The sequence below is a fragment of the Arthrobacter liuii genome (genome assembly GCF_014639275.1).
Classification (GTDB): domain Bacteria; phylum Actinomycetota; class Actinomycetes; order Actinomycetales; family Micrococcaceae; genus Arthrobacter; species Arthrobacter liuii.
In genome coordinates this window covers 17,001-36,197 of sequence record NZ_BMFW01000024.1, presented here as the reverse complement: position 1 = coordinate 36,197, position 19,197 = coordinate 17,001, and the positions used below count along the sequence as shown (strand labels likewise).

16 protein-coding genes and 3 pseudogenes are annotated in these 19,197 nt (G+C 63.5%); 5 read left to right on the top strand and 14 right to left on the bottom strand.

Annotated features, from left to right (window positions below):
• Positions 1–229: 229 nt before the first annotated feature.
• The 4 genes from IEW19_RS17865 to IEW19_RS17850 form a co-directional block, all read right to left on the bottom strand.
• Positions 230–1,711: an NAD-dependent succinate-semialdehyde dehydrogenase gene (locus tag IEW19_RS17865; RefSeq protein WP_174179813.1), complete on the bottom strand. Its 1,482-nt coding sequence runs from the start codon at positions 1,709–1,711 to the stop codon at positions 230–232.
• A 54-nt stretch (positions 1,712–1,765) separates the two neighbouring features.
• Positions 1,766–2,089: an NIPSNAP family protein gene (locus IEW19_RS17860; RefSeq protein ID WP_188572935.1), complete on the bottom strand. Its 324-nt coding sequence runs from the start codon at positions 2,087–2,089 to the stop codon at positions 1,766–1,768.
• A gap of 114 nt (positions 2,090–2,203) precedes the next feature.
• On the bottom strand, positions 2,204–3,331 hold the full coding sequence (locus IEW19_RS17855) for an alcohol dehydrogenase catalytic domain-containing protein (protein ID WP_188572934.1): 1,128 nt from the start codon (positions 3,329–3,331) through the stop codon (positions 2,204–2,206).
• 456 nt (positions 3,332–3,787) lie between these two features.
• Complete coding sequence (locus tag IEW19_RS17850) at positions 3,788–4,603, bottom strand: N-acyl homoserine lactonase family protein (protein WP_229748556.1); 816 nt, start codon at positions 4,601–4,603, stop codon at positions 3,788–3,790.
• Between the two features lie 163 nt (positions 4,604–4,766).
• Between IEW19_RS17850 and IEW19_RS17845 the strand changes: the two genes are divergently transcribed.
• The 4 genes from IEW19_RS17845 (at position 4,767) to IEW19_RS17830 (ending at position 8,871) form a co-directional block, all read left to right on the top strand.
• Positions 4,767–6,674: a helix-turn-helix domain-containing protein gene (locus IEW19_RS17845; protein WP_188572933.1), complete on the top strand. Its 1,908-nt coding sequence runs from the start codon at positions 4,767–4,769 to the stop codon at positions 6,672–6,674.
• Positions 6,675–7,023: 349 nt separating this feature from the next.
• The gene (locus IEW19_RS17840) at positions 7,024–8,169 is read left to right on the top strand and encodes an FAD binding domain-containing protein (protein ID WP_188572958.1); all 1,146 of its coding nucleotides are present in this window, start codon (positions 7,024–7,026) and stop codon (positions 8,167–8,169) included.
• A 58-nt stretch (positions 8,170–8,227) separates the two neighbouring features.
• Positions 8,228–8,434 carry a hypothetical protein gene (locus tag IEW19_RS17835; RefSeq protein ID WP_174182078.1) on the top strand — a complete coding sequence of 69 codons (207 nt, stop codon included), beginning with the start codon at positions 8,228–8,230 and terminating at the stop codon, positions 8,432–8,434.
• Positions 8,431–8,871 carry a cupin domain-containing protein gene (locus tag IEW19_RS17830; RefSeq protein WP_188572932.1) on the top strand — a complete coding sequence of 147 codons (441 nt, stop codon included), beginning with the start codon at positions 8,431–8,433 and terminating at the stop codon, positions 8,869–8,871. Before IEW19_RS17835 ends, IEW19_RS17830 begins: the two co-directional genes overlap by 4 nt.
• A 1,038-nt stretch (positions 8,872–9,909) precedes the next feature.
• Here the strand turns inward: IEW19_RS17830 and IEW19_RS17820 are convergent.
• Genes IEW19_RS17820 through IEW19_RS17805 form a run of 4 tightly spaced genes read right to left on the bottom strand, consistent with a single transcriptional unit; the run spans position 9,910 to position 13,346 of the window.
• A complete protein-coding gene (locus IEW19_RS17820; RefSeq protein ID WP_174182084.1) occupies positions 9,910–10,410 on the bottom strand; it encodes a DUF1097 domain-containing protein in 501 nt (166 codons plus the stop codon).
• Positions 10,411–10,450: 40 nt separating this feature from the next.
• Entirely contained in the window at positions 10,451–11,485 is a 1,035-nt protein-coding gene (locus IEW19_RS17815; protein WP_217432810.1) for an NAD(P)-dependent alcohol dehydrogenase, read from the bottom strand.
• Positions 11,482–12,303 carry an iron-sulfur cluster assembly protein gene (locus IEW19_RS17810; protein ID WP_188572931.1) on the bottom strand — a complete coding sequence of 274 codons (822 nt, stop codon included), beginning with the start codon at positions 12,301–12,303 and terminating at the stop codon, positions 11,482–11,484. The genes IEW19_RS17815 and IEW19_RS17810 overlap by 4 nt, the downstream gene beginning before the upstream one ends.
• A complete protein-coding gene (locus IEW19_RS17805) occupies positions 12,300–13,346 on the bottom strand; it encodes an amidohydrolase family protein (RefSeq protein ID WP_174182088.1) in 1,047 nt (348 codons plus the stop codon). Before IEW19_RS17805 ends, IEW19_RS17810 begins: the two co-directional genes overlap by 4 nt.
• A 161-nt stretch (positions 13,347–13,507) precedes the next feature.
• Between IEW19_RS17805 and IEW19_RS17800 the strand changes: the two genes are divergently transcribed.
• Positions 13,508–15,013 (top strand): AAA-type ATPase lid domain-containing protein, encoded by a 1,506-nt coding sequence (locus IEW19_RS17800; protein ID WP_188572930.1) that lies wholly within the window; start codon positions 13,508–13,510, stop codon positions 15,011–15,013.
• A gap of 45 nt (positions 15,014–15,058) precedes the next feature.
• On the opposite strand, the gene IEW19_RS23640 is transcribed toward IEW19_RS17800, so the two are convergent.
• From IEW19_RS23640 to IEW19_RS17790, 6 genes and pseudogenes are all read right to left on the bottom strand, one after another.
• Positions 15,059–15,523, bottom strand: a complete 465-nt coding sequence (locus IEW19_RS23640; RefSeq protein WP_217432814.1) for a hypothetical protein — start codon at positions 15,521–15,523, stop codon at positions 15,059–15,061.
• A gap of 142 nt (positions 15,524–15,665) precedes the next feature.
• A pseudogene (locus tag IEW19_RS24265) lies at positions 15,666–15,734 on the bottom strand (hypothetical protein); the annotation flags it as partial.
• Between the two features lie 52 nt (positions 15,735–15,786).
• Positions 15,787–16,073: pseudogene (locus IEW19_RS23635) on the bottom strand (2-oxo acid dehydrogenase subunit E2); the annotation flags it as partial.
• A gap of 85 nt (positions 16,074–16,158) precedes the next feature.
• Complete coding sequence (locus tag IEW19_RS23630; protein ID WP_229748554.1) at positions 16,159–16,440, bottom strand: dihydrolipoyllysine-residue succinyltransferase component of 2-oxoglutarate dehydrogenase complex; 282 nt, start codon at positions 16,438–16,440, stop codon at positions 16,159–16,161.
• A 70-nt stretch (positions 16,441–16,510) separates the two neighbouring features.
• Positions 16,511–16,732, bottom strand: a pseudogene (locus tag IEW19_RS24260) (lipoyl domain-containing protein); the annotation flags it as partial.
• The gene (locus tag IEW19_RS17790) at positions 16,729–19,080 is read right to left on the bottom strand and encodes a thiamine pyrophosphate-binding protein (protein ID WP_174182092.1); all 2,352 of its coding nucleotides are present in this window, start codon (positions 19,078–19,080) and stop codon (positions 16,729–16,731) included. The pseudogene IEW19_RS24260 and the gene IEW19_RS17790, both read right to left, overlap by 4 nt.
• Positions 19,081–19,197 lie beyond the last annotated feature (117 nt).

Below are 19,197 nucleotides of genomic sequence, written 5' to 3'. Positions count from 1 at the left end.
TGGCAATGCGGGCATTTGCTCTCTTCCGGTTTTGCTGCACTGACCATCGCAGGGGGAATAGTGCCGCTCCTCATCTGACCCCCTTGGTCCGGCTCAGAAGCGGCTTACAGACAAGTCCACTTTGCGGGGCGCCGGGGCAACCCGTGACTCCGGCAGGATGACGACGGAGCGCCTGTGCCAGAATCCTCGGGGTGGCAGGGGCGGTCATTTTCCCATTGGCTGCTGACGACTAGCCGGCGTAGGGGTCGGCGATGCCGATGTACTGGGTGTAGAGGTATTCCTCGATGCCCTCGAGGCCTCCTTCGCGGCCCAGGCCGGACTGCTTGACCCCGCCGAAGGGGGCCGCGGCGTTGGAGACCACGCCGGCGTTCAGGCCCAGCATGCCGGTCTCGAGGCGTTCGCCCATCCGGATGCCCCGGTTGAGGTCCTTTGTGAAGACGTAGGCGACGAGTCCGTACTCGGTGTTGTTCGCCAGCCGGACCGCCTCGTCCTCGGTTGAGAAGGTGATGATCGGCGCGACCGGTCCGAAGATTTCCTCGGACAGGATCCGGGTGCCTTCGGTGACGCCCTTGAGGATCGTGGGCTGGTAGAAGTAGCCCGGGCCCTCGACGGCGGCGCCGCCGATCACCGCGACCGCACCCGCGGCCACGGCGTCGGTGACGAGCTCGTGGACCTTGTCGCGGCTCTTCGCGTCGATCAGGGGGCCCACCTTGGACTCCGCCTCGGTGCCCCGGGCCGTGGTCATGCCGGACATCTTCGCGGCGAACTTCTCCGCGAACTCGTCGGCGACGGAGTCGTGCACGATGAACCGGTTCGCCGCGGTGCAGGCCTCGCCCATGTTCCGCAGCTTCGCCAGCATTGCCCCGGCGACGGCGGCGTCGACGTCGGCGTCTTCAAAGACCACGAACGGGGCGTTGCCGCCGAGCTCCATCGAGGTCCGCAGCACGTTTTCGGAGGCGTCCGCGAGCAGCCGGCGGCCGACCTCGGTGGAGCCGGTGAAGGAAAGCTTGCGCAGCCTCGAGTCCTTGATCAGCGGCCCCGTCGTGGCACCGGCGGTGGACGTCGGGATCACGTTCAGCACCCCCGCCGGCAGCCCGGCCTCCATCATCACGGCGGCGAACAGCTGGGAGGTCAGCGGCGTCAGGTTCGCGGACTTCAGCACCATGGTGCAGCCCGCGGCGACGGCGGGGGCGACCTTGCGCGTTGCCATGGCCAGCGGGAAGTTCCATGGCGTGATCAGCAGGCACGGGCCCACCGGCTTCTTCGTCACCAGCAGGCGGGACTTCCCGTCCGGGGACACCGAGTAGCGGCCGAAGGCCCGCACGGCCTCTTCGGAGAACCAGCGCAGGAACTCCGCGCCGTAGGTGACCTCGCCGCGGGCCTCTGCCAGGGGCTTGCCCATCTCCAGGGTCATCAGCAGCGCGAAGTCCTCCGCGCGGGCCGTGACCATCTCGAAGGCCCGGCGCAGGATCTCCCCGCGCTCACGGGCCGGGACCTTCGCCCAGGACTCCTGCGCGGCGGCCGCCGCGTCCAGGGCGGCCGCCCCGTCCTCGGGCCCGGCGTCGGCGATGCTCAGCAGCACCTTCCCCGTCGAGGGGTCCTCCACCTCGAAGGTCTTCCCGGACACGGCCGGACGCCACCGGCCATCAATCAGCAGACCCGTCGGCACCGAGGCCAGCAGCTCGGCCTCACGCTGGGGAGTTGTTGTCATTGTTGTCTCCTAAGATCTTGACACCGGAGTGGGTCGTCGGCGGTGAGCCCTGTTCTACTGTGCGGGGCCAAGCGGCGAAAAATCCGTGGCGGTCAGGTACAGGGATGAGATGTTGTCGGTAAGTTCGCCATTCGCGACGGATGCTGCGCGCGCAGCCACCCACCTGGGATCGGTTTTAAACCCTTCCCAGTTTGATTCGGGGTCGCCCTCATGTCGCACCAGATAAATCAGGGTGTCCGGGTCTTCGTCGGATATCCAGTAGCCGATAGCTTGGATGCCGTGGACGGGGAAAAGCCTGGTCGTGTGGGTGCGGAAGCGCTCCAGAAGCGCTCCCATCTTTCCCGCCGCGGCGTTGTAGGTCCGGAGCTCGAATGTCACGGTCGGTTTCCTGTCGTTGATGGCCGCAGAGGACTGGTGGCATCCCAATACCGGCCACCGGCAGGAGGGGGGACCTGCCGGTGACCGGTGTCGTTTTTGCCGGGACTGAGCCCTCTAGCTGGCGTGGTCGTGATCGGTGTTGAACATGATGACCTGTCGGACTGCTTTCCCGTCAGCCAACTGGTCCATGGCCTGGTTGACATCGGCCAGGGCGATGCGGGTGGTGATGAGTTCTTCGACGGGTAGCTTTCCCTCCCGCCAGAGCTGGGCATATTTCGGGATGTCTCGCGACGGTACGGCGGATCCGAGATAGCTGCCGATGATCGTCCGGGCTTCGGCGGTGATGGTCATGGGCGGGATCTGCGCGCGGGCGTCCGGTGAGGGCAGTCCAGCAGTGATGGTCGTTCCGCCTACCGCGGTTGCGGCAAATGCAGTTTCGAAGGCCTTCGGATTACCCGCGCATTCGATGACGTATTTGGCCTTTATTCCCTGCTCGAGCACCTGCTGTGGGGTGTAGGTTTCGTGGGCGCCGAGGCGGCGGGCGTGCTCTAGTTTCTCTTCGAGCGTGTCCACGGCGACGATGCGCGAGACGCTTTGGGAGACAGCCGTGATCAGCGCGGCCATGCCGACGCCACCAAGGCCGACGATCATGATGCTGTCTTCAGGTTTGGGGCGCGCTGCGTTCAGCACGGCGCCGCCGCCGGTAAGGACGGCGCACCCAAGAACGGCGGCAATATCCGGGGGAACGTCATCCGCGACAGGTACGGCGGAGGCCCTGTCCACGACGGCATGGGTGGCGAAGCCTGAAACGCCGAGGTGATGGAAGATTCTCTCGCCGTCCCGGGTGAGGTGCATGGATCCATGCAGCAAGACACCTTCACCGTTGGCTTTGGAGCCTTCGCTGCAGGGCAACCGGCCATCTTCGGCACAGTTGGCGCACTGCTCGCACCTGGGGAGGAAAGACATGACCACACGTTGGCCCGGCCGCAAGTCGTCGACTTCCGAGCCGACCTCCACAACACGTCCTGCCGCTTCGTGTCCGAGCAGCATGGGGACTGGGCGAACCCGGTTACCGTCGACAACGCTCAAATCCGAGTGACAGATCCCTGCGGCTTCGAGCCGCACGAGGATTTCGGTGGGCCCGGGGTCTCCGAGCTCCAGCTCGGAGATGGTGATAGGCCGGGATTCGCTGAAGGGGCGGGGACGGCCGATTTCTTCAAGAACTGCGCCGGTGATCTTCATTTGTCCGCTTCTTTTCGGTCTGTCTGTTTACTTTGTCCAGCCCCATTCCGCGGAGGCGCCGCGGGTTTGAAGGTTGCTTCCGCAACTTGACTTGCCAGAGGGTCTCCAGCTCTCAAGGGGGCGTTCGCGAATACTCCTTCGTGGGCGAGGACGGGTCTGCGGTCCCCGGCCAGTTCCGGGTATTTTTCTTCGAGCTTTTCCCGTTTGGACATCAACCCATGCCATCCGCGAACCGTCTCCGGGTCTCCCCGCCGGATTCCGTGCCACGTGTTGGGCATCTGTTCGCGGGAGGGACCAGGGTCTGCGGTGCCGGACAGCCTCACGGCCGCCGGAACCCTGCCTGTCGCAGCGCCGCATTCACGACAGGGCGGTGTGTCGTCGAACATCGACTGCAGGGCGGCTTCGAAGCGGTGGCCGTCGGCGCATTTCACGTCGTAAAGGATCATGGCCCGCCGCTTAGGAGTAATAACCGTCGGGCGCGAACTTGAGCGTTTTTCGCTGCTCCGGATCATGGCCGAAAATGACATCCGCGTTGGTGCGTTCGGCAATGCCGCGCAGCTTTTCCACGGATTCGAGCCACTTAAGGTTGTCCCATACGATCGCGGCGCCGACAGCGGGCGGACCCCAGCTGGCTCCGAGATAGACGGCGTCGGAGGTGAAGATCTTGGTGCCATCGTTGGGAAGATCGACCTGCAGCGACATGGTGCCCCAGGTGTGGCCAGGGGTGGCGATCACACTCACACCCGGAAGGATCTCTGCGTCGCCGGCAACCGGTTCCAGGTTAAGACCATCGAAGTCCGAAACCAGGTGAGCGCCCTGGAAGGCGCCGGAGATGCCCTTGACGCCCTCGATTTCATCGATGCTGGCGATAATCCGGGTCTTGCCGTTGTCGAACATTTTCGCGTTCGCCGCGTGGTCGAAATGAAGATGCGAAAGGACCAGGATATCGATGTCGCTCGGTTCCAGTTCCAGCTCGGCCAGTGCCGAATCAAGGTAGCCCGGACCGGAGGGGTCTTCCTTGACAGGAAAGAAGTCCTGGAACCCTGTTGGCGCCCAGCGCGTCTCCCAATCGCGGGGCACTCCCGTGTCCCAGAGCACCCGACCTTCGGGATGCTCGATGAGCACCGCGTGGGTGGGGCAATCACCCCAGGCCGGAGGTGCGCTCTTGTGGTTGCGGTCCATGATTGTTGTCCCGCCTTTGAGCAACAGCCAGGTGTGATCGGTCTCCATCACCCCGCTGGAGAGTACATGCAGTTTCATATCGTCGCCCATGACGATCCTTTCTGTAGGGAATCCGTTTCATCGAGACTATGGGCTGCGCCACACGCTACCTATATCGCTTATGACTATTGTTCGAAGAGAAAGTTGTGCTTGGTGCACATGCATCTTGTACCGTGATCGGAAGATAGGGACGAGGCCCACAAGTATGAAGACCATGGGTATATGGCTGGAGCGCATCGAAGCAGGGATTACTGATGAAAGCCTGGCGAAGGCGTTGCAAGAGGCGCTCGACAGGCATGAAGTAACCGACAGCGCAGCACGGGCTGCCCTGAGCATCAATGCCCGGCTCCGTGAGCGGCGACAACGCGAGGACCTGCTCCGGGCGCTCCATGACACCGCGACGGATCTGACGGGGATCAGGGACGTTGAGGCGGTTTTGCTGGCGATCGTGAAGCGCACCCGCATCCTCGCCGGAAGCGACATGGCGTACATCAGTCTTAACGACTACGAACGACACGAGACGTACATCAGGAAATCCGATGGCGTTGCCACTGAGGATTACCGAACCATCCGGATGCCGATTGGAACCGGCGTGTTGGGGAAAGCCGCAGCCGGGCTCTCGCCGTATCAGACCGAGGACTACCTCACCGACCTCGCCATCTCGCATCTGCCGCATATCGACAACATCGTCGGCAAAGAGGGAGTGCGCGCGATACTCGGGGTTCCGTTGCACCTTTACGGCAAGGTCATCGGCGCACTTCTTATCGCGGACAGGATGCCCCGGGTATACGGGCCGGAGCTCGTTGACCTGGTGGATGCGATCGGCAAGCATGCCGCCGTCGCGATCGACAATGCGCAGCGCTTCGCGGAAGCCACCTCCGCCCTGCAACGGCTGGGAAACGAAAACCGCACCCGGCTCGAAGAGATGGGCGGCCTTCAGAGACTCATCGACCTCGACGAACGATTCATTGAGGTCGTGGTCCGCGGGAGCGGCCTTGAAGGATTTGCCGCCCTCTCCCGGCAGATCCTGGGCACAGACATACTGGTACTCGATCCTGCTAACGGCATCCTGCAGGAAGAGCCCCTGGAATCGCTGCATCCGGGTACCGCCCCGCTTGGTGCACTGCTCAGAGGCGCGGGTGAGCAAGCGACGTTCGAATCGACTGTTGCCCAAGCGGTGGCCACCGGGCGCCCACACATCTTCGTCACCAATAATGAAGAACTGGTCCTGGTCCCAGCCCAAGCAGGCCCGAAGCATTTGGCCACCCTCGTCGCCCGCGGCCCGCTGAACGGAAGCCAACGCTCCATCGCCGAAAGACTGGCAGTCTTCCTCACAGTCCTACGGCTCTTTGACCAGGCCACACACGATTCGGCGCAACGGCTTCAGTTCGAAGTCCTCGATGACCTCCTCTCTGACCGAGACGTCCCACTGGACCTCATCCAGCAAAGGACTGCACGCTTTGGAGTACGGCCCAACGGAGAAATGACGGTCGCCGTCTTCGATTCCGCCGGCGCAGACTACGCCCGCGTCGAGAAAACCATCCGTGAGGGCCTTGGCCCGGCAAAGGCACTTATCGCCCGCCGAGGATCCCGCATATGTGTCCTGGTCTCCGGCAGCAAAACCCTCACCGAAGCGGTGATGGCCAAACTGAAGGAAAGTGGAATTCCCGCCACCGCCGGACACGCCAGCACTACCGACGGACTGGCCGGTGTAAAAAGGGCGAACCATCAGGCTGAACTAGCCTTGTCCAGCCTGCTGGTCCTGGAACGACGCGGCGAGCTCCTGGACGGAGACCAGCTCGGGCATTTGGGACTGCTGCTCGCCGCCGTCCACTCCACCGGAGCCCAAGAGAGCCTCTACTCACAGATCCAGCCGCTCATCGACCACGACAGTGAACACAACACCAAACTGACCCGGACAGCCTGGACGTTCCTGGAAACACACCACAACCTGGCACGAACTGCTGAAAGCCTCTTCATCCACCGCAACACCGTCAAACAGCGCCTCGAACGCATCGCTCTCCTGCTCGGCGAAGACTGGCTCGACGCCACACGTCAACTCGACAACCATCTGACCCTCAGGATCTGGCACCTGAAAACCACCGGCAATGCATCCCGCTAAGGCATTGCATCCCGCTAACATGTCACCGACGCTCTATTCCCCACTTAGCGTAGAGAACAGCATGCCTGGATTCCGTTCCTGCGAGCGAGCCCGGGCCAGGTCTTCTCTACGAGGAACCAGCCCGGCAAGAGAGCCCCCACGGCGGCAGGACTCTGAAGCACTCGGACATTAACCTGTGCAGCCACACATAGGAGTGCCCACAATTATGGTTCGTCACACCTATGCCCACTCTGCTGCACCGACAACACTGAATGTAGCGATTGCGGTCACCGATGACGCAAGAAATTGGCAAAGGAGCTAACTCAATGAGTACCCATTCCGGCAGGCGGGCGCTGGTCCTAGGGGGTCCATTGGCGGACTTACCGCAGGCCTTCTACTCAAGGAACAAGGGTTTGATGTCACGATCTTCGAACGGACGCCCACCGAGTTGGGTAATCGTGGAGGCGGCATCGTCCTTCAGCCTGACACCCTTCGATGGTTCAGGGAACGAAGCACTATCACCCCTGAGGACGTCAGCACTTCCACGCAGTTCCTCCGCTATCTGGGAGCAGAAAACAAGGTCATCTTCGAAGAGAAGGCCGAGTGGCATTACAGCTCCTGGAGTGTCATGTACAACTCGCTGCTGGCGGACTTCGGGCGAGAAAGCTACGTCCTGGGCGAATACGCCGTCGGGTTCGATCAGGACCCCGAGGGGGTCGATGTCCGCTTCGTCAGCGGCAGGACAGAGCGCGCCGATCTCGTGGTCTTCGCGGACGGCATCACCTCCGTAGGGCGGAAGCGCCTTTACCCCGACGCCGGCCTCTCCTATTCGGGTTACATCGGCTGGCGCGGCACGGTTCTGGAAAGCGACGTCTCCCCCGAAACGGCAGAGTTACTGGGCAGCTCTTTGACATACTCGGTGGGCCCGGACACCCACATCTGCATGTACCCGATCCCGGGCCCGGACAACGGCTTCGAAGTTGGCAAGCGCCTGCTCAATTACGTCTGGTACCGGAATGTCGCGGAAGGCCCCGAGCTTGATGAAATCCTGACCGACAAGCGCGGATTCACCGGGCCGGTCTCCGTTCACCCCGGCCAGGTGCAGGACCGATACATCACGGAGATGAAAGCCGCAGCAGCCGAGCTGCTGGCACCGGCAGCAGCAGAACTGGTCAATCTCACCGCCGAGCCATACATCCAGCCGGTACTGGACGTGCGTACACCGCGCATGATTCAAGGACGTGTGGCACTGATCGGTGACGCCGCCTTCGCCGCCCGCCCGCACGCCGCGGCCGCTGCCGCCAAAGCAGCCGCAGACGCCTGGGCCCTAGCCGCGGCTCTGAGCAAAAACGACAACGTCGCAACAGCCTTGGCCAAGTGGGAACCAGGACAGCTTCAGGTCGGCCGCGACCTCATCGACCGAGTGACCAGGATGGGTGCACGCTCCCAGTTTCAAAACACGTGGACTCCTGGGGATCCGGACCTCCGGTTCGGCCTCTATGGACCCGGACAGTAGTCCCGTCCCGCGCCGCGTCTATGTGCACAAGTCTTCAACACAACCTCGGAGGGAAGCCATGCTGGCTCACGTTTATTTCGGACCTGGGCAGGCCGAGTGGCGCAACCACCCAGACCCGATAATCCCAGACGATATTTCCCCAGAAACCTTTGGCCCTACGGCCCTGATCGCCCACCGTCTGAAGCTCTCGGACGTGGAAAAGGGTTACAAAATCTTCAAAAACGCAGCCGAAACCGATGCCCTGAAAGTGGTGCTGAGCGCATGACTGAAACACGATTCCTTTCCGATCTTCCCCTCGCCGGTGAGCTCATCGGCACCAACTTCGAAGGGTGGTCCGACGAACTGAAAAAGGAGTTCGAAGAGCACGCATTCGACGGTGCCGTCGGTTCCAAGCTTCTGAGCGAAAACGACAGGGTCCGTGTCTGGGAAATCAGGCTCGCCCCGGGTGAGCGCTGGCACGTACATCGCCATGTCCTGGATTACTTCTGGACGGCAGTCAACGGCGGTCGCAGCCGCCAGCACACCTTCGACGGCACCACCCGCGATGTAACCTATCAGCCGGGAGAAACCCGCCACTTCCATTTCGGTGCCGGAGAGTACCTGCTGCATGACATCGAGAATGTCGGCGACAACGAAATTGTGTTCACCACTGTTGAGCACGTGAATTCTGAGAACGATCCCCTCCCACTGAACGAAAAGTAGCAACCGGATATCTAAGGCTCCGGGCTTCAATCACTGTGAAGCCCGGAGCCTTTCCGTCAGCCTCTCCACCACGGAACAATGCATGGGGCGAGGCGTCCGAACTCCGCTTGGCAAGACAAGAGAACGACGTCCGCTGCGATGCCCCTGACACCAACGACAGAAAGCACCACCAGACGATGACCCAAACGACGGTCGAACGCAGTACCAGGCCACTTCGATCAGCATCCTGGTCCAAAACTGCTGCACATGTCATTGTCGACAGCCTGCTCGCCCACGGAGTCAAGAGGGTGCACGTCGTACCCGGCGAGAGTTTCCAGGACGTTCTCGACGGACTGCACGGATCGGTGATCGAGACCATTCACTGCCACAAAGGAAGCCAACGGTGCCCCGATCATTCGGACGACCGTTGCTGTGGGCGGTGGCATCGCCGCCGTCCGCCGTGGCCAGCTCCGCTACCTGGCCAGCGTCGAAGAAACATTGACCACCGGCATATATCCCTTCCAGGCTCCGCTGGCCGAAGGCTGGGGGGTGACCAGCTTCGAGTTCCTTGACCCCACCACCCATCCCGTCTATGCGCTGCGTCCTGCGGACCCACTTCAGGTGACATGGGGCTTCTATTCACCGGAGGCATCGTTCTGCTACCCCAGGGGCGAGGGCCCGTGGGAGAGCAGCCCTAAGACCCGCTGCACGTCGCGGATCACCAGTGAGGGTGGCTCTCCTTCGCAACAGAACTACGTTCAGCCCCGCGGCCGGGGTGAAACGACTGACATAGCAGCTGTCGGCCGTTGGGGTGGCGCATGGTTTTCACAGGAACCGGCACCATTTCAATGGCTGTTTTTGTTGAGAGATCTTACCGGGACCGCCAGGCCGTCACCCGAACGGGCATTCTGCGTTGGTTGCATCGGTGAAGTCCTTGGCGATTTCGGGCCAGGCCTCCGCGTGCTCCGGTTTGACCTGGGATTTTGCGGTGATGAAGATCAATTTCGGCTCCTTCGTGGGCCGCCCGGATCGAGACGGCCCGGTCGGCCGAGATGACGGTCAGGCTGTCTGCACTGGATGGTTAGGATCGCGGGCTCCTGCGGCAGCCTCTGGTTTGATGAGGAGTCGCTGCAGCCGGTCGCCGATGAGTGCCGAGGCCCAACCCAGGCCTGCGCCGATCACGAGCGCCGCTACGGTGGGCCAGAATGAGAGCGCTGTGCCGAAAAACGCAGCAGTGCCGGCGAAAGCTCCTGGAATGAATGACAGCGGGGCCCATCCTGCCTGCAGACACATGGCCAGGGCTGCAACGCCCACGCCGACGGCCAGGACGCCCGGGAAGTCCGCCACGGTGGTCAGCAGCGCGACAAGCCAGCCGTAGACGACTCCTGACAGATTGGCCGCCAGGCCGTTTCTGAATCCGTGGGCTCCTCCGCCTGCGGCGAAGAAGCATGCCCAGGCTATGAAGGCCACCCAGGTGATGAGGCCCAGTTCGATGCTTACTTGTGTCCAGATGCCGGCCAGTATGCCGACAGATAACCCCACGCCTATGTACGGTTTCATTTCATGCTCCTTGTGATGTGTTGAAGTCCGGGTGAGCTTTTCAGGGCACGAGAATGGCCCGGCCGCGCACCAGGCCTGCTTCGAGGTCGCTGATCGCGTGCTGGAAGTCGTCCAGGGTGTATTTCTGGGTATGGAGGGTGACGGCCCCGCGTGCGGCGAGGGCCATGAGGTCCTGCAGATCGTTGTAGGAGCCGACGAGGTTGCCGATGATGTTAATCTCGGCTGAGACGATGTCGATGGTGGGGACGTTGATGTTCTCGCCGTAGCCCACGACGTAGTAGTCCCCTGCCTGGCGCAGCATTGCAAGCCCTTGAGCGGTTGCGCCGCCTTCTCCGACGAAGTCGATCAGCGCCTGGGCGCCCTTTCCGCCGGTGAGTGCGAGGACTTGGTCGATCTGCGACCCGTCGGCGAGGACGCCGGCGTCCGCGCCGATCTCTCTTGCCAGGTCCAGGGCGGCGGCGCTGCGGTCGACGACCACGATTCGGGCGGGGGTGAGTGCTTTGAGGACCTGGATTCCGATGTGTCCCAGGCCCCCGGCTCCGATGACCACGCAGGTGTCCCGGGCTGTCAGCCGCTTGGCTGCTTTAGCGGCCGCGTGATAGGCCGTCAGGCCGGCGTCGGCCAGGGCGGCGACGTCGGCCGGTTCCAGGGCATCGTCGATTTTGACGACGGAGCGCGCGGACGTCAGGACGTACTCGGCGTACCCTCCGCCGGTGTCGATGCCGGGGAATTTGCTCTCCTCGCAGTGCACATCGTCGCCCGAGCGGCAGGCTCGGCACAGGCCGCAGGTGATGAGCGGGTGAAGGATGACTTTGTCCCCTTCCTTCACGTTGGTGACGGCGCTCCCGACTGCATGGACCCAGCCGGCGTTTTCGTGGCCGATCGTGTACGGCAGGTGGACGTGGGACTTGTCAGCCCACTGGCCCTCCAGGATGTGCAGATCCGTTCGGCACACTCCGGCCCCGCCGATTTTGACCACGACGTCCAGGGGGCCGGTGACGCTGGGGACCGGCACTTCGGCCATCTTGAGTTCCTGGTGGTAGCCGACCACTTGGACGGCTCGCATGGTGTTCATTGGTGGGTCTCCTTGACTGTAAAGGGAAGTTGTTCGTGGTTGGGGGTGGCTTCGGCGCCTTCGGGCCGGGCGGTCTGGTCTGCGCCGGATCCGTCATAGCGGGTGCGGAGCAGGCCGCGGCAAAAGTGGGCGTTTCCGTCAATGGAAATGCGTGTCGAGCGGGCACGGCGCAATGCCATGGGCACCGCCTCGGCGGGGTAGGGGTGGCCTTCGTGGTTGACCAGGACAATCGAGTTCGTTCCTCCCGGCAGGCCGAGGGCGGTGCGTCTGCGCAGCAGTGCCTCTTTGTTCCTCCCCTCCGGAAGGTCCCAGAGACGCACGTTCCCCATGTCCGTTTCCAAAAGGTCGGGGTCGGACCGCAGGAGTTCGGTGAGGCATCGTTCCATGGCGGCCGTGTGTGCCTTCCGGCGGAATGTCCATCGCAGTTCCTCCAGGCTGTCTTCCGCCTCGTGCTTGAACGTGCCGCGGTAGCCGGCGTCGGCGGCTAAGCCGGCATTGATGAGGTCGGAGTCGTGGTGGTCGTCGAGTTCGACGGTAACGCTCGCCACTCCTTTGAGTGCCGTGATGACGTCCTTGCTGTCGGAGGCCATGAGGTAGGCAAAATTCGGTGAGCAGAACGAGGTGGGCAGGCGCAGATGAAGCCTCACAACGGCACCGTCACTGCCGGCCGTGACCTCCAACGAGCGGACGAATCCAAGGTCCGTGATCGGCTCGTCGAGTTCTGGATCGAGAACGGCGCCCAGCGCAACGCGAACGTCTTCTTTGGTGACCCTGCTGGTCGCCCGGGCCGCGCAAGGTTCCGCGTGGACGGCAGTCATCGGACGCCGGCCAGGTCGGCCCGTTCCGGCTGGCGGGGTCCGGTTGCGGTCTCTTCTGCGTTCGGTAGTTGGAGCTCTGCGGGGACGGGGATGTTGTACATCTTGGCTGCGTTGAGCCCGAGGATCTTCTTCTTCTGAACTGTCGTGAGCGGCGCGTACTCCGTCATGTCCTCCGGGATCTGGAAATCGACGAACCGCTCGATCAGCCAGCGTGGCGTCCAGAGTGCGTAGTCACTGGAGAACTGGATCCGGTCCTCCCCGATCCAGTAGATGAGCTCGCCGATGATCTGGGCGAAGTATCGGGGTCGGGTGTGCATGAACGGCATCGCGACGGCCAACCCGCCGTGGACGTTGGGCTCCTGGGTGGCGATCCAGCAGAAGTCTTCGAGCCGGGGCAGGCCAACGTGTTCGACGATGAAGTTGAGGTCAGTGAAATCCGAGGCGGCGTGGTCGACGTCCGCGACGTCGAAGGCGTCCCGGTCCAGCGGGCGGATGGTGGGCCCCTTGTGGATGTGGATGTTCTTGATGCCGAGCTTGCGGCACTCCTCGAAGTACCGGTACGACCATGGGTCCGAGAGCTTGTAGCCCCGCGATTCCCCATGCCATTCGGCGGTGTAGAGCTTGACGCCGGTGAAGTTCATTTTTTCGTGGTCGGCCCGCAGCCGGTCGAGGCCGGCCTCCCCGTGCCGGGGATCGTAGCAGTGGTTGTAGGTGAGCTTGTCCGGGTTGGCGGCCGCGAGGCCGTAGGCCTCCTGGACCTGCGCGAAACCGTTCTTGTAGAACTCTCCGAGGTAGGCCGGCTGGAAGATCGCGTGATCCACGTAACCGTCGTCGAACAGGTCTTTCATGAGGCGTTCGCCGCCTTGGTAGAGGTACTCCTCGTAGGACCACTGCTCCGCCTCCGGGGAGAGATTGCGGTGATAGTCGTAGAAGCAGTCGATGAACTGCTTGCCGTGAATGTTGCGCTGGTTCTCCGGCCGGGCGTCCCATAAGGCGATGTGGGCGTCCACAATGAAGTAGTTTTCGCCGTCTTTGCTGTACATGTCTGGTCTCTCCTTCCGCGACTGCCATAGTCGCGTCCCCCATGACGTTAAGCCCGGTCAACGGCTCCAGGCGTGTGACTGGTGTCTCAATTTGAGACACGCCATGCGGCCGGGACTCCCGGCTCGCAGTATTCTCGAGTGACAGAACCAAGGAGGCGGCAATGGCGCCGAACCAAGATGAACGACTCGCCAGGCTGGCCCGCGAGGCCCAACCTGGCCAGATCATGACTGCCGCCAAGCGACTCCTCGCGTCATGGCAGCGCAGTGAAGAATATGGGGTCTCGGCCGAAACCGCAGAACCGGCGTGGGCCGGTAACATCGAGAGCGATTCGCTGTTCTTCCAGTGCGGGCGCGAAGTCCTCACCGGGCTGCACAGCACGTTGGCTAACGAACCTCTCAGCCTCATGCTCACCGACGCAGACGGGCTCGTCCTCAACCGGTTCAGCGGCGACACCTCGCTTTTGCGGGCACTGGACAAGGTGTACCTGGCACCAGGCTTCGCGTTCTCGGAACGGGACGCCGGAACGAACGGGTTGGGGCTTGCCCTAGCCGACCGCACGCCCACACTCGTGCGGGCCGAGGAACACTACAGCGCCAGCCTACGAACCTACACGTGCGCCGCAGTTCCCGTGCTGGATCCCGTCACCGGCCGCCTGGAAGGCAGCGTCAACATCACCACCTGGTCCAAGTCTTCACCGGAACTCCTGCTTGCCCTGGCACAGTCCGCGGCAAGCAACACGTCCACGCTTATGCTTGCCAGGTCCCAGGGACGATCAAGAAAACCCGCACCGCGCGGCGGGGTCTTCCGGGTTCAGCGGGGCCGGTTCGAACCCGGCTCGGGAACTTTGCGAGCAATGTCATCAGTGTGGACCGACGCACTCGATCAGGCGACACGGGCCCTGGCAGCGGGCCGAGTGGTGGCAGCGGTCGGTGAGCCAGGCACAGGACGTGCCACCCTCCTGGGCCAGGCACTGCGCCAAGCGCACCCGCGCAGCCGCATCCTGTGCGCCGCGGCGCCCGCTCCTGAGGACGTCGAAGCGTGGCTGTCCCTCTGGACCCCCGAACTGGCCAAACCCGAAACCGCTGTCATCGTAGAGAACGTCGATGCTCTCCCCGCGTGGGGCGCCCAGGCTCTGCACGAGCGTGCCACCGCTGCGCTGCGGTCACTGCGGCCGGCTTCCGACGGCAGCCCTCCTGCCTTGGTTTGGGCAGTCACTTCCGATGACCTGGCCGCGATCCCGCAACCACTCGGCGCCATGGTCGACACGGTCGTATCGGTCCCGTCACTGCGGGAGCGCAGCGGCGACATTATGCCACTGGCCCGATACGCCGCCCGCCAGACCCGTCTGCGTGAGGTGGACGTTAGCTCCGCAGCGGAACGGGTACTGACCGGCTACGACTGGCCGGGGAACATCGACGAGCTTTTCCGTGTGATTCATGCCGCGTCCTTGCGCACCGAGACAATCGATGTCCAGCACCTGCCACCCGCGCTAGCCGGGCCACCCGGCCCTCATCTCACGCGAATCGAGTCCTTTGAACGCGACGAAATTGTCCGGTGCCTTTCCCGACCGGGAATCACCGTCGGGATGGCGGCCGACGAGCTTGGATTGAGCCGGGCCACCATCTACAGACGGATGGCCCGGCTCGGAATTGTGCTGCCGAGATAAGGCCTCCAACCCCGCACGAACATCGCCCGGTTGGGCCCGGATTCATCAATGCAGTCCCCAGAGTTTAGGGGTTCCGGTGCCGACCACGCTAGGTGCCGGACTGCTCCTGCAGGAAGCTGTCGAGAAGGCCCGTGTCAGGAAGCTGGGCATGGCCGACATTTCAGCAGGAACATTTACCATCTCAAATCTTGGCATGTCGATCCCGTCGCCGCCCTCGTGGATCATCACCCGACCCCATCCGCCGCTCAGATGGATCCAGATGATACTGCCGTCCCGGGTGACTTCATCAACCCATCCGGTGCCAACTACCTGGAGACCGCGGCGAAGCTCGACAAATTCCTGCGGCCAGAGGCGCTTCCACTGCTTCATGAGGAGCGTTTGGCTGGCCCCGGTAGCCGTAGGATTCTGGATGGTCAGGGCTAACAACGTTTCCTTCGCGGCCTCGCCGACGCGGTTGTAGCCCCGCCCGTTGAGGAGGACGCTGTCCCTGGACTGTTGGTGCAGGCTCATGCCGGTGCTCCTTTCGCTCTGGCGGCTGGCTTAATCCATAGCCTCTCGTTGGCCCACACCGGATCCACGGCTTAGAGATTCCGTCGGCCGCGCCTGTTTCGATGTGTGTCTTGATCTGTGAGAGGAAGCGGGCGGCGTCTGCTCCGTCGACGATCCGGTGGTCGTGGGTCAGGACCAGGTAGACAAAGGATCTGATGCCCGATACGGACATCCTCTGAGGGGAGAGGCACGACGCGTTCCACAACGGCCCCGGTGCCGAGGATTGCTGTCTGCGGGTAGTTAAGGTTGGGGGTATCGAACAGCGAGCCCCTACTGCCGGTGTTGGTGATCGTGAAAGTCCCGCCCTCCATGTCACCGGGAGTTATGCTGCCGGTACGCACCGGCCGGCGAGATCGTCCACAGCCGCGGCGATCTCGTCAACGCCCTTCGTCTGGGCATTGCGCACCACAGGAACCATCAGTCCTTTGCGCGAATCAACTGCGATGCCCAGGTTGACCGAGTCATAGTAAACGAGCTCCGTGCCACTGTTCGCGGTCGTGGTGTTGAACACCGGATAGACCTGCTGAGCCTCGACGGCGGCCTGATAAAGAACGGAAGGTAGGAGATCTTGCGACCCTCGGCCTTGTAGCTCTTTCTCATCCTGGAAACCGCGGTGACGCGTCGACCTCCACGACAGTGGTCAGCTGCGCTGTTGACTCCATCATCCTGTCCGCGATCACGCGCCGGATCGGCGTGAGCTTCTCCCGGCGCTCCCCGGCCCGGACGGCGACAGAAACGGAAGATACCGCAGGGGCGAGTGAGGACGGAACCGGTATGCCCTGGGAGGGGCCGGTGACAGAACCACCAGCTCCGGGGCCGGCTTCCGGGGAAAACGCCCTGGCGGTGGCCGACGGGTTGTCCTGGGAGGGGCCGGCCACGGGCGGCGGCTGGGGAACAGAAGCCGGCTGCGCGATCGTCAGGTGTTCGATGACGGCTAGCTAGTTCGGTTCCCTCTTCGACGGCGTCCTCCTCGTGGACGAGGATACGGACCAGCGTGCCTGAGAAGGGAACAGATATCTCGGTATCGACCTTGTCCGTCGCCACCTCGAGTAACGGCTCGCCGTCGGTGACCGGATCTCCTGGTTTTTTCAGCCAGCGCGAAAGGGGCGCGACCGTTCCGCCCGCTCCCATCGCTGGCAGAGTGAACGTCGTTGTCGTCGTGTCTGTCATTGGGTGAGGTCCAGGGTGGCGCGGACGATGCTGTCGACGTCGATGCCGTGGTAGCGGTAGACGTCGTCGATGTCACCGGCCTGGCCGAAGCTGTCTACGCCGAGGTTGCGGCTTTTGACCTGGTGCACGCCGGCGAGGAACGCGAGTGTGTGGGGGTGTCCGTCGAGTACGGTGACCATGGGAACGGCACGTTCTGGTGGCAGGATCTGGTCCAGGATCCAGGAGGGTGCGTCCTGGTTCTGTCCGTTGCGGCCCTGGAGTGCTTCGTAGAGCAGGCCCGGGCTGGTGATACATACGACGTCGACCGGGGTGCCGTGGGCCGCGAGGCGTTCGGAGGCTGCCAGTGCTTCGGGGACCAGGGCTCCCATGGTGACGATCGTCGCGGACGGGTCGGTGGCCGCGCGCAGCACGTAACCGCCGGCAACCACCTGGCGGCGGCGACGCTCACGGGCGGCCGGGTCCTCGGGCACGGCGGCCAGCTGCTGGTCGACCGGTTTGGTGGAGAGCCGCAGATATGCGGATTTGCCCTCGGGTCGGCCGAGTTGGGACATGGAGGCGAGCAGCGTCCATTCGGCGTCGATGGCGAATGCCGGTTCGTAGCTGGTGCACCCGGGCTGTTCCAACCCGATGGAGGGGGTCTTGATGGACTGGTGTGCCCCGCCTTCGGGGGCTAGCGTGACACCGGACGGTGTCCCGACGAGGATGGATTGCCCGCCGGCGTAGATACCGTAGGACCAGGGTTCGAGGGCGCGTTCGACGAACGGGTCATAGAGCACACCGATCGGGAAAAGCGGCTGGCCCCAGCGGCTCCAGGTCGCGCCGAGCTCGCCCAGGAGGCTTACCAGGTTGACTTCGGCGATGCCGAGTTCGATGTGTTGTCCGGTGGGATTTTCCCGCCAGTGCATCACGGTCTCGGCGTCGTCACTGAACCAGTTCTGGCGCTCTTCAACGGACCACACGCCGACCTTGTTCACCCAGCCGGCGAGGTTGGTACTGGAGCTCACGTCGGGACTGACGGTCACGACGCGCCGGGCGACCTCGGGCGCGGCCCGCTTGAGGTCAAGCAGCGCCCGCCCGAGTGCGGCCTGCGTGGTTGCCGTGCCCGAGGGGGTCCGGCCGAAATCAGTCGGAACTGTCGGCGGCGCCACGACCGGTTGGGTGTCGCGATGGAGGGTTTCAGCCGTTGTCCGGACCAGCTGCCCCTCGGGGCTTGAGGGGTCAAAACGCGTCCAGGGGGCATCAGGGTTCTCACCCATCCGGTCTGCGAGCTGCCGGTATTGCTCGACCGTGAGCAGCGAGGAGTGGTTCTGCGGGTGGCCCTCGGTGGGCAGGCCGTTGCCCTTGACGGTGTAGGCGATGATGACGGTCGGTTTGGTGTCATCGATCTGCGAGTAGGCCTCGCGCAGCGCGGCCAGGTCGTGGCCGCCCAGGTTCCTGATCGCCCGGATCAACACCTCATCTTCGACGCCCGCGATGAGGCCGGCGATGGCCTCACTCCCTGCGCCCTCACCCGGGAGGCGGCGGCGCAGCTCTTCGGCGGAGCAACGCAGGAGCCGCTGGTACTCCGGGTTGGACATCTCAACAATGCGTTCCCGCAGGGCATCGCCTCCGGTGCGGGCCATGAGGCTTTCCAGGAGGTGCCCGAAGCGCACGGTAATGACCTGCCAGCCGGCAGCCGCGAACAGACGCTCGAACTTGCCCGCGGCGATGTTGGGCACGACCCGGTCCAGGGACTGCCGGTTCAGATCAACAATCCACACGATCTCACCAAGATCGGCAACATTGGAATCCAGGACAGTCTCCCAGACAGCCCCCTCGTCCAGCTCGGCGTCACCGACGAGCGAATACTGGCGCCCCCGGCTCGGGACCCCGCTCACCGTCTCGGTGTAACGCCGCGAGATCGCCCCCCAGATCGGCGCCGTCGCACCGATACCGACCGAACCGGTGGAGTAGTCCACCGGGTCCGGGTCCTTGGACCGGCTCGGGTAACTCTGAAGCCCGCCGAACTCCCGCAGCGTCGTGAGGTACTTCTCCTCCAGGCTGCCCAGCAGATAATTGATCCCATGCAGCACCGGGGAGGCATGCGGCTTCACAGACACCCGGTCCTCCGGACGGAGCTGGCCGAACCAGAGCGAGGTCATGATCGTGGCGATCGAGGCACTCGAAGCCTGATGCCCGCCGACCTTGATCCCGGACACGTTCGGGCGCACCCGATTCGCGTGGTGAATGATCGAGGTCGAAAGCCACAACACACGACGCTCGATCGCGGCCAAGGCATCCAAACGCGGATCGCCGTAGAACGAAGCAGCATCCGCCGCCACATCCTCACTGACAGGGCTCAGGTTCATAAGAGTGCCTTCAACTAATAATTTTCGGGGGAAATCGAGGAGGGGTTTGAAAGACCCGTCAGGGGGTGGACGGGGAGGGGCAGCTCTCGTGAAGCTGCCCCCAGCTGACCGGTGGCA

What these genes read in the sequence shown, in the direction of transcription:
- IEW19_RS17835 (WP_174182078.1), top strand. Translation starts at nt 8,228, where the DNA reads ATGCTGGCTCACGTTTATTTCGGACCTGGGCAGGCCGAGTGGCGCAAC.
- IEW19_RS17820 (WP_174182084.1), bottom strand. Translation starts at nt 10,410, where the DNA reads ATGAAACCGTACATAGGCGTGGGGTTATCTGTCGGCATACTGGCCGGC.
- IEW19_RS17855 (WP_188572934.1), bottom strand. Translation starts at nt 3,331, where the DNA reads ATGAAGATCACCGGCGCAGTTCTTGAAGAAATCGGCCGTCCCCGCCCC.
- IEW19_RS17815 (WP_217432810.1), bottom strand. Translation starts at nt 11,485, where the DNA reads ATGAACACCATGCGAGCCGTCCAAGTGGTCGGCTACCACCAGGAACTC.
- IEW19_RS17800 (WP_188572930.1), top strand. Translation starts at nt 13,508, where the DNA reads ATGGCGCCGAACCAAGATGAACGACTCGCCAGGCTGGCCCGCGAGGCC.
- IEW19_RS17830 (WP_188572932.1), top strand. Translation starts at nt 8,431, where the DNA reads ATGACTGAAACACGATTCCTTTCCGATCTTCCCCTCGCCGGTGAGCTC.
- IEW19_RS17810 (WP_188572931.1), bottom strand. Translation starts at nt 12,303, where the DNA reads ATGACTGCCGTCCACGCGGAACCTTGCGCGGCCCGGGCGACCAGCAGG.
- IEW19_RS17790 (WP_174182092.1), bottom strand. Translation starts at nt 19,080, where the DNA reads ATGAACCTGAGCCCTGTCAGTGAGGATGTGGCGGCGGATGCTGCTTCG.
- IEW19_RS23640 (WP_217432814.1), bottom strand. Translation starts at nt 15,523, where the DNA reads ATGAGCCTGCACCAACAGTCCAGGGACAGCGTCCTCCTCAACGGGCGG.
- IEW19_RS17845 (WP_188572933.1), top strand. Translation starts at nt 4,767, where the DNA reads ATGGGTATATGGCTGGAGCGCATCGAAGCAGGGATTACTGATGAAAGC.
- IEW19_RS17850 (WP_229748556.1), bottom strand. Translation starts at nt 4,603, where the DNA reads ATGGGCGACGATATGAAACTGCATGTACTCTCCAGCGGGGTGATGGAG.
- IEW19_RS17805 (WP_174182088.1), bottom strand. Translation starts at nt 13,346, where the DNA reads ATGTACAGCAAAGACGGCGAAAACTACTTCATTGTGGACGCCCACATC.
- IEW19_RS17865 (WP_174179813.1), bottom strand. Translation starts at nt 1,711, where the DNA reads ATGACAACAACTCCCCAGCGTGAGGCCGAGCTGCTGGCCTCGGTGCCG.